This is a genomic window from Allobosea sp. 05T439 (genome assembly GCF_056396005.1).
The window spans coordinates 149413-163234 of record NZ_JBFTKP010000001.1 but is presented as its reverse complement, the minus strand read 5'-3'; the positions used below and the strand labels follow the sequence as shown (position 1 = coordinate 163234).

The 13822-nt window shown below is 64.2% G+C and carries 10 protein-coding genes; 3 read left to right on the top strand and 7 right to left on the bottom strand.

Going from position 1 to position 13822, the window contains the following annotated elements; genetic code table 11:
• Window positions 1-4: 4 nt before the first annotated feature.
• From yddG to AC1DIO_RS00685, 6 genes are all read right to left on the bottom strand, one after another.
• Entirely contained in the window at window positions 5-856 is an 852-nt protein-coding gene (gene yddG, locus AC1DIO_RS00710; protein ID WP_441504372.1) for an aromatic amino acid exporter YddG, read from the bottom strand.
• 169 nt (window positions 857-1025) lie between these two features.
• The gene (locus AC1DIO_RS00705; protein WP_441504373.1) at window positions 1026-2165 is read right to left on the bottom strand and encodes an alpha/beta hydrolase; all 1140 of its coding nucleotides are present in this window, start codon (window positions 2163-2165) and stop codon (window positions 1026-1028) included.
• Between the two features lie 266 nt (window positions 2166-2431).
• The gene (locus AC1DIO_RS00700) at window positions 2432-3706 is read right to left on the bottom strand and encodes an NAD(P)/FAD-dependent oxidoreductase (protein ID WP_476853075.1); all 1275 of its coding nucleotides are present in this window, start codon (window positions 3704-3706) and stop codon (window positions 2432-2434) included.
• 48 nt (window positions 3707-3754) lie between these two features.
• A complete protein-coding gene (locus AC1DIO_RS00695; protein WP_441504374.1) occupies window positions 3755-4876 on the bottom strand; it encodes an amino acid ABC transporter permease in 1122 nt (373 codons plus the stop codon).
• 1 nt (window position 4877) lies between these two features.
• On the bottom strand, window positions 4878-6050 hold the full coding sequence (locus tag AC1DIO_RS00690; protein ID WP_441504375.1) for an amino acid ABC transporter permease: 1173 nt from the start codon (window positions 6048-6050) through the stop codon (window positions 4878-4880).
• Between the two features lie 85 nt (window positions 6051-6135).
• Window positions 6136-7158 carry an amino acid ABC transporter substrate-binding protein gene (locus AC1DIO_RS00685; protein ID WP_441487957.1) on the bottom strand — a complete coding sequence of 341 codons (1023 nt, stop codon included), beginning with the start codon at window positions 7156-7158 and terminating at the stop codon, window positions 6136-6138.
• A 310-nt stretch (window positions 7159-7468) separates the two neighbouring features.
• Between AC1DIO_RS00685 and AC1DIO_RS00680 the strand changes: the two genes are divergently transcribed.
• The 3 genes from AC1DIO_RS00680 (at window position 7469) to AC1DIO_RS00670 (ending at window position 11955) form a co-directional block, all read left to right on the top strand.
• Window positions 7469-8959: an amidohydrolase family protein gene (locus AC1DIO_RS00680; RefSeq protein WP_441504376.1), complete on the top strand. Its 1491-nt coding sequence runs from the start codon at window positions 7469-7471 to the stop codon at window positions 8957-8959.
• A gap of 245 nt (window positions 8960-9204) precedes the next feature.
• A complete protein-coding gene (locus AC1DIO_RS00675) occupies window positions 9205-10185 on the top strand; it encodes an ABC transporter substrate-binding protein (protein ID WP_441504510.1) in 981 nt (326 codons plus the stop codon).
• Window positions 10186-10218: 33 nt separating this feature from the next.
• Complete coding sequence (locus AC1DIO_RS00670) at window positions 10219-11955, top strand: cache domain-containing protein (RefSeq protein WP_476853004.1); 1737 nt, start codon at window positions 10219-10221, stop codon at window positions 11953-11955.
• A 722-nt stretch (window positions 11956-12677) separates the two neighbouring features.
• On the opposite strand, the gene AC1DIO_RS00665 is transcribed toward AC1DIO_RS00670, so the two are convergent.
• Window positions 12678-13790 (bottom strand): branched-chain amino acid ABC transporter substrate-binding protein, encoded by a 1113-nt coding sequence (locus AC1DIO_RS00665; RefSeq protein ID WP_441488337.1) that lies wholly within the window; start codon window positions 13788-13790, stop codon window positions 12678-12680.
• Between the last annotated feature and the right edge of the window lie 32 nt (window positions 13791-13822).

Sequence of the window (13822 nt, the reverse complement as noted above, 5' to 3'; positions counted from 1 at the left end):
GCTTTCAGGCCTTGCGGGAGCTCGCGACCAGCGCCCCGGCCACGATCAGCGCGCAGGACGCCGCGAGCAGCCAGCTCGCGGCCGCATAGCCCGCGATCACGAGGATGAGCGTGGAGAGCACCGGTGCGGCATAGGAGGCGACACCGAGGAAGGCGACGTCGCCGCGCTTCATGCCGATATCCCAGCAGATGAAGGCCAGCCCGATCGAGCCGAGGCCGAGCCCGAGCGCGCCGGCCCATTCAACTGTCGTCAGCTCCCAGAGGGTCGTCTCGAAGGCCGCGTGGCACGCAAGGGCGGCCACAGCGCAGCCAAGCAGGGTGACGCCGAGGCTCTCGGACGGCACCTCGGCAAACCGGCGCGACAGAACCGAGTAGCTCGCCCAGACGAAGGCGCCAAGCGCGGCAAGTCCGTGTCCGAGCGAGAGCCCGCCGCCTGCGCCGAGCCCGCCCGAGATCAGCAGCGCCGTCGCGGCGAGCCCGATCAGCGCCCCGATCAGATGCCGGAGCTTCAGGGTGCCGCCCGGCAGCAGCGCTGCGAAGAGCACGATCAGCAACGGCCAGAGATAGTGGATCAGATTGGCCTCGGCCGCCGGCGCGGTCTTGACCGCGGCATAGTAGAGCGCGGTGTCGCCGAAGGGGCCGTAGAGGCCAAGCGCGAAAGAGCCCCAGGTCGGCCGAACCCTGCGCAGTTGCCCACGTGCGGCGGTGATGCAGAGGATCAGCATGCCGCCGATGGCAAACGTCATGCCGACGAGCTGGAACGGCGGTACGCGACCGGACATGGCCGTGAACAGAGCCAGCGTCGACCAGAGCAGGATGGCGCCAAATCCGGTGAAGGTCGCGGTGCGAGAGGTCATCGGCGGGAAAGCTGCTTGGGGGCGGGACGCTGCTGGCGTTATCAGATCGACGGCTTGCTGCCCATTGATCGCAGCGCTCAACCGACGTGAGGAAAGCGGCTTGCATGCTCGCAAGCCGTGGCGCGCTGATCCCGCGGCCGCGTCGAACAGGTCTTCTGGCGCTGCGGGCTTACCGTCCGGTTATGATCTTGATCGGTGCGCCCAGGATCTTGAGGGGCACCGAGACGATCGCTTCCAGCGAGTCGCCCAGAGCCTCACGCGCATTCTCCGACGCGCGGGCCTGCCTGCCGACACCGCGCTCCAGCGTGCTCTTCAATTGAGGCGCGATCTCCGCCAATTGCGCGAACTTGCCGTGATTGCTCGAATCGGTGGCCTTGACGTCGGTCATGTCGAGGACAACGGCGCCAAGCTGCGCCAGCTCCTCCGCATTCTGGGCATCTCCGACGCGGCCCTGGCCTCCTGCGATGAAACTCGATGCACCCAGCGCCTTGTCGTCCTTGGACAACACGATGAAGAACGGCTTCTTTGGTTTTCCGAAGCGCCGCATCTGCGTCTTGAAGACGTCGATGTCGATATCGGGCGCCGCCAGAATGACAATATCGATCTTCTCGGCGCCGGCGAGCCCGCCTGAGATCTTGATCTGGCGCAGGGCTTCGACAGTCACCCAGTTGCCCATGGAATGGGCCAGGATATTGACCTTTTCAGCGTTGCTGGCCAGGAGCAGCCGGATCGTCCGTTCGAGGTTGTCGCGCGCTGCCGTCGCGCTGTTCGAGTCATAGACATATTGTGTCAGCGCCCCCCGCGATGCCCAGGTGAACAACACCGGTACGGCGGGGGCCTGGGAATCGTGCATGACCTGGGCGAAGCGGTAGAGCCCTTCCGCGAACATGGTGTTGTAGCCATGGATGAAGAGCACAACGTTGCGGCTCCCGCGTGGGCGCAAGGCGAGCTGGGCGTTGAGCGCCCTGATGAAGGCCTGCTCTCCGTCGAGGTAGCCGGCCTGGCGCACGACGAAATTGGCCTTCGGATCGCCTGGAGCCGTCGAGGCCCATTCGATTTCGCCAGGTGTGTGCGTTGGCGGAACCGAGACCTCGATCTTGGCGAAATCGAGCGGCATGGCACGCTCGCCGTTGAAGAGCGTCCCTGGCCGCTCGTCGCGCTGGCGGGTGGTGGCGACCAGTATGGTGTGAGAGGTCGACCCGGCCTCGACTGCTGCAACGGGGGCCAGGAACCCCGTTTCGGGCCGCGAGGCGCAGGCGCCCGCAAGCGCAGCGGCCATGATTGCAGCGACGATTGCCGCGTAACGCATGCGAGGCGACAGGAGCGAGCCCCGGCCCAAACGACGAATCCTGTATCCCACGCCCGCTTGCGAATAGGTCATGTACGGCTCCCCGGCGCGCCGAGCGTATGACGCGCAGCCCGGGCCGTAAAGAAGCGGTCTGCGCTTGCTTCGAGCTGCCTATTCTGTGGGGCCGGATACAGTTGAGCCTGCGCTCCGGCCGCACAATTCTTGCGAGCTCTGTGCTTGCCCCCGCTAAAACTGTCGCTTGCGACCGGGGATGAGCTCGCTCGCGCTCAGCGCTCGCGCAGCCAGTCCATCATCTGATAGCGCCAATAGGTCGCCTGGACAGCGACAGTGCCGAATACGCCGCCGTTCCAGACGAGGCCGAAGGGGGCGAACAGGCGATGGCGTTCGCTGGTTCCGAGAATGGCCTCGGCAATGACGCGGCCACCGATCGCGGTGGTGTTGAGCCCATGTCCGCCAAAGCCGAGGCAGTGCCAGACATTCGGGCTGAGCTGGCCAATCTGCGGCATCAGATGTCGCGCATAGGACATCAGGCCCGACCACGCGATCTCGACCTTCAGTGCTTCGAGCTCGGGATAGGTCGAGATCATGGTCCGGCGCAACAGGGCGGCGAGATCGCGCGGCTCGCTGGTGCGGGTGGTGATGCGGCCGCCCCACAGCAGGCGCTGGCCGTCCTCGACGATGCGATAATAATCCCCGGCACGACGGTCATCGCTGATCGCGGCGCGCGTCCCGATGGCCTTGGCGATCAGCTCCGGCGCTGCCTCGGTCGTCAGCACATAGGTCGCGATCGGCAACTGGCTCGAGCGCAGCTTTGGCACGAGGTTGTCGGTATAGCCGCCGCAGGCGATCACGACCTGCCGGGCGCGCAGCTCTCCCGATGCGGTGACCAGGCGTTTCTCGGGACCGGCGAGCTCGGCCGAGACAACGCGCGATCCCTCGATGATTCGCCCTCCCAACGCTTCGATGGCGTCTGCCAGGGCGCGTGCGTAGTTCAGCGGATGGATGTGGAAGGAATGGGGATCAAACAGGGCTTGGTGGTACTTCGGCGAACGAAGCACCTCGCGAACCTGCTCGGTCGGCCAGAAGTCGACGGTGTAGCCGTGATCTCGCGCCAACTGGTCGCGAGCCCGAGCGAGACTGTCGCCACTGTCATAGCGCACGACGCTGATCCTGCCCGGCCGGGGATCGGCACCGGCGATGGCGAGGTCGCGAATGTTGTCGGAGACGATGCGCATGCCCTCGATCGAGAGGCCATGGAGTTCGTTCGCCTTGGTCTCACCAATGGCGCTTGCGATCGAAGAATGGCTGCGGGCATAGCCGGGGCTGACGAAGCCGCCATTGCGCCCCGATGCGCCCCAGCCGACCGCCTCGGCTTCCAGCACCGCGACCGAGCGTCCGGCCCGGGCCAATTCATAGGCGCAGGTGAGCCCGGCGAGCCCGCCGCCAATGATACAGGTATCGACCTCGATGCGGCCCTGCAGCGGGGCCCTCTTGTTCGTCGTCGCGGCGGTGCGGGCATAGAAGGTATCGGGATAGGTCAGCATGATGCCCAGCAAGGCTCTTGTCGCAGGAGGAGCGAGGCAGTCCGGTCAGTGGGCCGGACTGCGATCGTGATCGGTCTTGAGTCGACGCTCAAGGAACCGGCTATAGGACCCCATGCCATAGCTGAACAGGGCGTAGACCAGAGCGGCAAACACATATCCCTCGATTACGGCGATACCCTGCCAGTTCGGGTCGCGCAGCGAGGCGCGGACCGTATCGAGAAAGTCGAGGAGGCCGATGATGGTGACCAGCGTGGTGTCCTGGAAGAAGCCGATGAAGATATTGACGAGCGGCGGAATCACGATCTTCAGCGCCTGCGGCAGGATGATCTTGCGCATCGACAGCCAGTAGCCGAGCCCGAGCGCCGCAGCGGCTTCGTGCTGGCCCTTCGAGACCGCCTGCAACCCGCCTCTGACGGTCTCCGCGATATAGGCTCCGGCGAAGATGATGATCGCGACCTGTGCCCGCAGCAGTTTGTCGACCGTGAGCCCGTCCGGCATGAACAACGGCAGCATCACCGAGGCCATGAACAGGATCGAAACCAGCGGCACGCCGCGGACGACCTCGATGAAGATGATGGCGATGACCTGAATCGCCGGCAGCTTCGAGCTGCGTGCCAACGCCAGAACGACACCCAGTGGGAAACCGAACGCCAGGCCCACCGAAGACAGCATGAAGGAGAGCGGCAGGCCACCCCAGTTCGTGGTGCTGACGACAGGCAGGCCGAACACGCCGCCATACATCAGCACGCCGCAGATCACCGGCACGGCCAGCCAGAGCCAAAGCAGTCGCCGCGACCAGAAGCGCGGAATCATCGAAACGATCATGGCGCCGAGAAACAGGATCACGGCGAAGGCCGGCCGCCAATGTTCGTCGTAGGGGTAGAAGCCGAAGATCATGAAGCGCAGCTTCGCCGCCAGGAACGGCCAGCAAGCCCCGGCCCCGACCTTGCACGCCTGCGGCCCGCCTTCGAGCACCGCGCGCGTCACGAGCCAGCCCCAGGCTCCCGTGACCAGGCGATAGATCAGCCACAGGCAGGCCAGTGTGATGACGGCATTGATCGGCGTGCCCAGAAAGGGCTTCAACCGGGCGGTCAATTCGCGTCCGCGCGGCGGCGGCAGGTCCGCCCGCGCGAGGTTGAGTGTTTCCATTTCGGCGGCGCTGACCATCTCAGCGCTCCACCAGGGCGACGCGGGCGTTGTACCAGTTCATGAACAGGGAGATCGTGATCGACATGCTGAGATAGACCAGCATGAAGATGGCGATGCCCTCGATCGCTTGTCCCGTCTGGTTCATCGTGGTGTTGGAAACCATCACGAGATCGGGGTAGCCGATGGCAATGGCGAGCGATGAGTTCTTGAACGTCGACAGATAGGAACTGGTCAGCGGGGGCACGATCACGCGTAGCGCTTGCGGCAGCACGACGAGCCGCATGGTCTGACGGTCATGCAAACCCACGGCGCGCGCCGCTTCCCATTGGCCGCGCCCGACCGAAAGGATGCCGGCGCGCACGATCTCCGCGATTCCGGCCGAGGCGGAGAGGCCGAGCCCGACCAGCAATGCGGTGAATTCCGGGGTGACCTGAACACCGCCGGTGATGCGGAACCGGCCCTTCTCCGGCCAGTTGATCACGAAATCAGGCTGCAGCAGCAGGATCGCGAGCAGTGGAGGACCAAGAAGGGCGGCGACGATGATCGGCCATCCCGTCTGGTTCTGTCCGGAGGCGACGCGCTTGCTGCGCAGCCTGGATGCCACGAAGAATGCCAGTACGATACCGGCGATCACCGCCGCGAGGACGCCGGTATGCGCGGAAGACCAACGCAGTGACGGAACGATCAGCCCGCCATTGCTGAGGAAGACCTCGGGCAATGGCTGCCAGGCTTCGCGGACAGGCGGGAAGACCGCGACGATGAGTGCATACCAGAGGAAGAGATAGAGAAGCAGCGGCACATTGCGCAGCGCCTCGACATAGATCAGTGCCAGAAAGGCCAGAAGTGGATTGCGCGAGAGCCGGGCTATCCCGACGATCAGACCGAGCAGCGTCGAAACGGTGACCGCGAATATCGACACCCAGATCGTGTTGAAGATGCCGACGAGCAGGGCGCGCGCGTAGGTATCGCCGGAATCATAGCGGATGAAGGACTGGCTGATGACGAAGCCGGCCGGGCGCGAGAGATAGTCAAATCCGGTCGCAATGTTCTGTTCCGCCAACTTGCGCGAGACATTGCCGAACAGATAGAGCCCGACACCGACGACGAGCGCAACGGCGACGACCTGATAGAGCACGGCGCGCACGCGCACGTCATAGAGCAGCCGCACCGGACTGGATGCAGAGGAAGCCATCGAGCTGTTCCGGTCTGGAGTGCCGCCGGCAACAGGGCGCTGCCGGCGGTCTCAGTTCAATCGAGGGAACGCACGTTGGCTGTGATCACCGGAACGGTGGCGAATAGAGCAGGCCGCCCTTGTTCCAGAGCTGGTTGGGGCCACGGCTCAGGCCAAGCGCGGTCTTCTCGCCGAGGCTGCGCTCGAAGATTTCGCCGTAATTGCCGTTCTGCTTGATGATGTTATAGGCCCATTTGTTGTCGAGATTCAGCATCTTGCCGAGATCGCCATTGACGCCCAGCATGCGCTGGATCTCGGGATCCTTGCTCTTCAGCTGCTCGTCGACATTGGCCTGGGTGATGCCATATTCCTCAGCCGCGATCAGCGTATTGACCGACCAGGAGACGATGTCCTTCCAGTTGCTGTCGTTCTGGCGAACGACGGGTGCGAGCGGCTCCTTCGAGATCGTTTCGGGCAGGATGACGAACTGCTTGGGATCATTCGCAACGGCGCGGACCGAAGCAAGGTCGGAGCGGTCGGTGGTGATGACGTCGCAGCGGCCTGAGAAGAAGGCGTTGCGCCACTCATTGTTGTCCTCGAAGACCACGGCCTCGTATTTGATGTTCCGCGGCTTGAAATAGTCCTCGAGATTCTGGAGCGTCGTCGTGCCGGGCAGCAGGCAGATCGCTGCCTGTGAAAGCTCCGACGCGCTCTTCACGCCGAGTTTGGTCGAGACCATCAACCCCTGGCCGTCATAGAAAACGATCGGCGCGAAATCGAGCCCGAGCGAGTTGTCGCGCGAGAAGGTCATGGTCGTCTGGCGCGACAACACGTCGATCTCGCCGGACTGCAGGGCCTGGAAGCGGATATTGGTGTTGAGCGGGACGAATTCGACCTTGTCTGGCGCGCCGAACACTGCAGAGGACACTGCCCGACAAACATCCGTATCGAATCCCTGACGCACGCCCTTGTCGTCAGCATAGGAGTAGCCCGCGGAACTTGGCGAAACACCGCAAAGGACCTTGCCACGCTTCTTCACGGCATCGAGCGTCGCCTGTGCCGAGGCCGGACCCGCAAATACGGCGAGTGCGGCGGCGGCGATCCCGAGCGCAGCAATTTTATTGATCATTTTCGGCATTGTTCACTCCCCTAGGCCCGCCTTTTTTCCGGCGTGTAGTAACGAGCCTATTTGTGCTGGAAAACAACTTCAAGTGTCCTGATCAGCACAGTCGTCATGCGATGGGACCCGGTTCCCAACACTGCCATCGGAGTGCTGCAATCGCAGGGCGTGCGTCAGGCACCGGTGAAGGACGCCATCCCGGAACATGCGAGACCAAGGGACCGCGATGGCTTTCGTGAATCCGCAGTGAGCTGATGCGTTTTCTGCAAGGCACGGCGCAGAATGCCGTTCCGCAACACATTCGAGGGGGGATCACAGGATGAATGACGGCAAAGGACAGGCCGGCAACGGGCAGGTTGGGACGACGGTTATCCGGAACTGCGACTGGATCGTCGCGTGGGACGCTTCCACATCTTCCCATGTCTATCTGCAGAATGCGGATTTCGCCTTCGCCGGCAATGAGATCACCCATGTTGGGCCGGGCTATCTCGGATCGGCGGATACCGAGCATGACGGCCGCGGCGTGATGCTMATGCCCGGCTTCGTCGACATTCACAGCCATACTGGCCATGAGCCGGGCTGGAAGGGCATGCTCGAGGAATTGGGGAGCAAGCGCCTGGGGCAAAGCTCGCTCTACGAGTTCATGCCGGTCTTCAACATCGGTCCGAAATATGCCCGTCATGCCTGCCGGGTGGCGACATCGGAACTGCTGCGGAGCGGCGTGACCACGATCTGCGATCTCGCCGCCCCCCGCGAAGACTGGGTTGGCGATTATGAGGTCACGGGTATTCGCGCCGTTCTCTGGGCGATGCATCGCTCGGGGGCCTGGCGTACGAGCAATGGCCACTCCGTCGAGTATGACCTGGATACGGAACGCGGGGACCGGCTGCTGCTGGAGGCTATCAAGGTGGCCGACGAAGCAAACAAGCATCCGAGTGGCCGGATCAGCGGATATTTCGGGCCCGCGCAGATCGATACCTGCACCGAAGGGCAGATTCTCGGTGCACTTGAAGCCGCACGCGAGCGTGGCCAGCCGATCCAGATCCATGCCGCACAGAGCATTGTCGAATTCCAGGAGATCGTGCGTCGCACCGGCTGCACGCCGATTGAATGGCTCGACAAGATCGGTGCGCTTGGTCCCGACACCGTGATCGGGCACTGCATCTTCCTCAACGATCATCCATGGCTGCATTGGCCGCAGGGCAACGACTTCGAACGGCTTGTGCGGAGCGGCGCACAGGTCGCCCATTGCCCCGTCGTCTTCGCGCGTCGGGGCATCGCGCTGAATACGCTCGCCCGCTATGTCGATGCGGGAGTTCCGGTCGGCATCGGCACCGACAGCTTTCCGCACAACATGCTGGATGAGTTGCGGATGGCTTGTTACGCCGGGCGCATCGTTGCGGGGAGCTTCACCGCAGCGCCGACATCCTATGCCTTCAGTGCCGCCACCAATGTCGGAGCCGACATCATTCGCAGGCCCGATCTCGGCCGCCTGGCCATCGGCTGCAAGGCCGATTTCTCGATCGTCGACATGACGAACCCTTACATGCAGCCTGACTACGATCCGATCCGCAGCATCGTCTATTCCGCGAATGACCGTGCGATCCGGGACGTTTACGTGGATGGGCGACAGGTTGTCGCCAACGGGCAGGTGCTCCACTTCGACATCGGAAACGATATCGAGATGCTGCGCCAAGGGCAGCGGGACGTGATCAAGACGGCGAGCGAGCGGGATTGGGCCGGACGGGAAATCGAGGAGCTGACGCCGCGCGTCTATAAGATCAAGCATCCCGATCGCACGGACGGCTAGCTTCCCAGGCATCGCGGAGGGGAGGGAGGCGAGGGCGAACTTGCCGCCATCCCATGCCGGCGGCGGTGAGTTCGGTTGGGCGGCTCGATGTCGCTCAACCGGCTGTGCGGCCCCGGTCGCGCGGCTATGCTGCGGCCGAGTGATTGAGGTAACATCGAGCGCTTCAAGCCGACTGGCGATGTTGGTTGGAAGGAGAGACGGCGTTGCGTTTCATGCCCTCCGTCTGTGCCGAGGCCGCTGGCCGAATGAGGCGGCGCGATTTCGTCGCGCTCGCCGGTGCAGCGATGGCCTGGACCCTCCCGGCTCGCGCGCAACAGCCGGCTATGCCGGTCATCGGGTATCTCGGTTCCGAATCCCCGGGGCCCTATGCCAGCCGCCTCCGGGCCTTTCGTGAGGGCCTGGCAGAAGCCGGATTTGTCGAGGGGCGCAATCTCGCGATCGAGTATCGGTGGGCGGAGGGCCAGTATCGCCAACTGCCCGCCCTCGCGATGGATCTCGTCAATCGTCAGGTGACGGTGATCGTGGCGCCCGGCGGCGCCGAGGTCGCGCTCGCGGCAAAATCGGCGACGACGACGATCCCGATCGTCTTTGAAATGGGAGGAGACCCCATTGCGCTGGGCGTCGTCGACAGCCTGTCTCGGCCGGGAGGCAATCTCACGGGGGTGTCGAGCCTCAGCGTGGAGGTCTCGCGCAAGCGGCTGGAGTTCATGCACGAGCTGCTTCCTGGTGCCGGGAGCCTTGCCGTTGCCGTCAACCCGACCAGCCCGACTTCGAACTCGCAAATGAAGAACCTCCAGGCAGCGGCGGACAGTCTTGGTCTGCAGCTTCGTGTCCTGACGGCCAGCACCGAACAGGAATTCGACGGCATGTTCAGGACCGTGTCTCAGATGCGGCCGGGCGGTCTCGTCTTCTCCTCTGACCCCTATTTTGCCTATCGCAGTCAGCGGCTTGCCGTCCTCGCAGTCGAGCACGCGGTGCCGGCTGTGACCCAATCCCGTGACTTTCCGATCGCCGGCGGGCTGATGAGCTATGGCGGTGATTTCGAGCAATCGCACCGTCACGCCGGAACCTATGCCGGCCGCATCATCAAGGGCGAAAAGCCCTCCGAACTCCCGGTCCAGCGCGTGACCAAGGTCGAGATGTTCATCAATCTGAAGGCCGCCAATTCTCTGGGCCTATCGTTCCCGCCTTCGCTACTGAGCAGCGCCGACGGGGTGATCGAATGACCCGGCCGGTGAGCCGGCGCGTGAGCTAGCACGGTGCCCCATTCGCCCGACGTCCCACGAACCTCGCTGTTCAGGAAGTATTTTCTCGCCCTGTTTGCGGCGGTCGCCCTGCCGCTTCTGATCGCGGGTGGGAGCGAAGCCTGGTTCGGCTATCACGACCAGCGCGCCAGGCTGAACGACCTGCTCGATGCAGAAGCCCGAGGGGCGGCGGCGAAGATCCAGGATTTCATGGAAGGGATTCGCGATCAGCTTGGGTGGATGGTGCAATTGCCGTGGTCGGAGGCGACCGACGAGCGGCGCAGGCTCGACGCCTTGCGCCTGCTGCGCCAGGTCCCCGCCGTGGTCAGCCTCCGCCTCATCGACGCTGCCGGCAAGGAACGCCTTTTCGTATCGCGCATCGGCCTGAACAGGGTCGAGAGCGGCGAGGACCACTCGGCGAATCCGGCGGTGGCGGGAGCCCGCTCGGGGCGGGTCTGGTTTGGGCCGGTGACGTTCTATGGCGGCTCGGAACCATTCATGACGGTCTCGGTCGCCGGCAATCGCTCGGCGGTCGGAGTGGCGGTCGCGGAGGTCAATCTCAAGTTCATCTGGGATGTGATCTCGGCGATAAGGGTGGGGCGAACCGGCGAGGCGTTCGTGCTCGACCAGCCGGGGCGCCTTGTCGCTCATCCCGATATCAGCCTGGTGCTGCGTGCCGACGAAGCCGCAACGCAACCGCTTCAGGCCTTGCGGGCCGCCATGCTGGCGCGCCCCGGCCAAGCGATCACCGGGCTGGATATCGCGCGAAACACGGTGCTGGCCGCCATGGCGCCGATCCCCGGCGTCGATTGGAGCGTCATCGTAAAGCAGCCCGTGACTGAGGCATTCCGCCGGATCAACGCCGCACTTTGGCGCACCGGGGTGCTGCTCATTGCGGGAACGGCCCTTGCGGCGGTGCTTGCCTATTGGCTGACGCAGCGCATGGTCGGGCCGATACGGCTCCTGGAGGAGGGCGTCGCGCAGATCGGCGCAGGGCAGTTCGACCACCGGATCAGCCTGGGCACGGGCGACGAGTTCGAGCGGCTAGCCACCCGGTTCAATGAGATGGCCGGTGAATTGGCCGTGTCCCAGGAACGCTCCGAACGCATCAGCCGGCTCCGGCGCTTTCTCGCGCCGCAAGTGGCCGAACTCGTCGACCGTACGGGGGATGACGGCGTGCTCGACGGACGACGCGTCGAGGTCGTCGTGGTCTTCTGCGATTTGCGCGGCTTCACCGCCTTCTCGGCGCAGGCTGAGCCCGAAACCGTGATGGGCGTGCTCGGCGAGTACTACGGCGCCATCGAAGCGGTGGTCAGCGCGCATGGGGCGACGCTGATGGGCTTTTCCGGGGACGGAGCGATGGTCCTGGTCAACGCGCCGGTTTCCTGCCCTGACCCGGCCCTGCGCGCCGTCACCATGGCGAGCGACATGCAAATGAGCGTGCAGAAACTTCTGGTCGGATGGCGCAGCCGGGGCCACCAGCTTGGCTTTGGCGTGGGGCTGGCCATGGGGCCGGCCACGGTCGGGCGGATCGGCTCGGAAGGCCGCCTCGATTACGCTGCGATCGGCAACGTCACGAACCTGGCATCGCGCTTATGCGCGAGCGCCCGGGATTCCGAGATCCTAATCGATCGCGTCGCGGCCCGCGCGGTTGGTTCCAGCGTGCCGCTGGCTGAGCTGGATCCGCGGAGTCTGAAAGGGTTCGACCAACCCGTTCCCGTCTTMGCCGTTGTCTTCGGCATCCGACATTAGATCATCGGACCAGATATCGTATCCGATCCGATGATCTAACCATCCGGGATGGCATCGGCTTTCCCGAAAACCGCAATCCACCTTTCGGGCCGATGCCTTAGGTGCCGGCGGCGCCGCTCGTGGAGCAGATTGGCTCCTGATAGCGCGCCGGCGACGATGGCCGTTGATCAGGGACAAACATATCCGGTTGGGTCCGGGACGCAGCGCGCGCCCGTGGGCAGTATCAATGCGCCGCGTGGATCCCGCCGGACATAATCGCCGTTGGGCAGCTGGAAACCGCCGCTTTGGTCGGGTGTCACGCGCGTGCCGTCAGGCAGGACGAAGTCGCTGCCCGACCTTATGATGCGCTTCTCGGGCGTGCTGTCCGGCACGATAACCTGACGCACTGGCGTCGGGCTGCATGCTGTGAGTGCGGTGACGCAGAGTAGCGTCGCAAATGGCGTCCTGATCATGAGGCATTGTTGCCGGAGGACGGAACCGAGCGCAAGGCGGATGCTCCCGCATTGCTGCCGACGAAGTCCGAGGTTGTTGTGATTGTCCAGCTCCACTCCCCACTCCCCTTCAATCATGGGTTGAGGCAGGCAATGTTCGGCGCGCGGCCCCGGCCCTGGAAGAGCCTGGCGCAGAGCGTCGAGCTGGCAGGGGCATCGGGATCAACGAGGAAGTCAGGCGGTGGCGCGAAGAAGGCACGGGTTTGCCGTCTTCGCGCCCGAACCTGCTCGTTATTCCACGGCGACGATCTTGCCGCCCTCCCATTTGAACATCGAGAACGCCGGCGAGCTGAGATCGCCATTCTTGTCGTAGGCCAGCTTGCCGATGGCGGTGGTGATGGGCCCTCCGGACTTCAGCGCTGTCGCGACTGCGGCGGCATTGGTGGCCTTGCCGGCTTTCTCGATGCCGGCCTTCAGCACTTCGACCGCGGCATAGGCATTGAGCGTGAAGGCTTCCGGCGGGATACCCTTGTCCTTGAGAACTTTGACCGCTTCCGCGGAGTCGGGGTTCTTCAGCGCATCTGTCGCGTTGGTGAAGAGTGCGCCTGCCGCCGTCTCATTGGCGATCGCCCAGAACTCCGTGTTGGAAAGCCCCTCGCCGCCGATGATGGTGGCCTTGAGCCCGGCGTCGCGAAGCTGCCGGGCGAGGAGACCACCTTCCGGATGGTAGCCGCCGAAATAGATCAGGTCGATATTGGCGGCCTTGAGACGCGTGGTGATGGCCGAGAGATCCTTTTCGGCCGGTGTCAGCGACAGGTAGAGCGCCTCGTTCAGGCCGCCGGCGTTGATCCCCTTCTTGAAGGCATCCGCGAGGCCTTTGCCGTAGGTGCCCTTGTCGTGGATGACCGCAATCCGCTTGTCCCTGAGATTCTTCAGGACATAGTTGGCGGCGACCTCGGCCTGCTGATCATCGCGGCCGCATGTCCGCAGAACATTGGTCAGCCCTCGGGTGGTGAGTGACGGCGCCGTAGCTGTCGGCGTGACCATCAGCACGCCGTTCTCGGCAAAGACATCGGACGCGGGAATCGCGACGCCMGACGTCACCGGCCCGACAACGAAGCGCACCTTGTCCCCGACCAGCAGATTGGCGGCCGAAACGCCCTGCTTGGGATCACCGGCATCATCGGCAAGCTTGAGCACCAGCTTCTCGCCGAGCACGCCGCCCTTCTTGTTGATGGCGTCGATCGCCGCCTCTGCGCCGTTTCGCACCTGGTCGCCATAGGCAGCGACCGGACCCGTCAGTGGTGCGATGAGGCCGATGACGATATCGGCCCGTGCGGCCGGCGCCGAGGCGAGCAGCGTGGCAGCAAACGCCGCACTGACGAAGAACTTGAACTTGCTCATCACAATCCTCTCCTCAACTGGCTCGCAGTTCC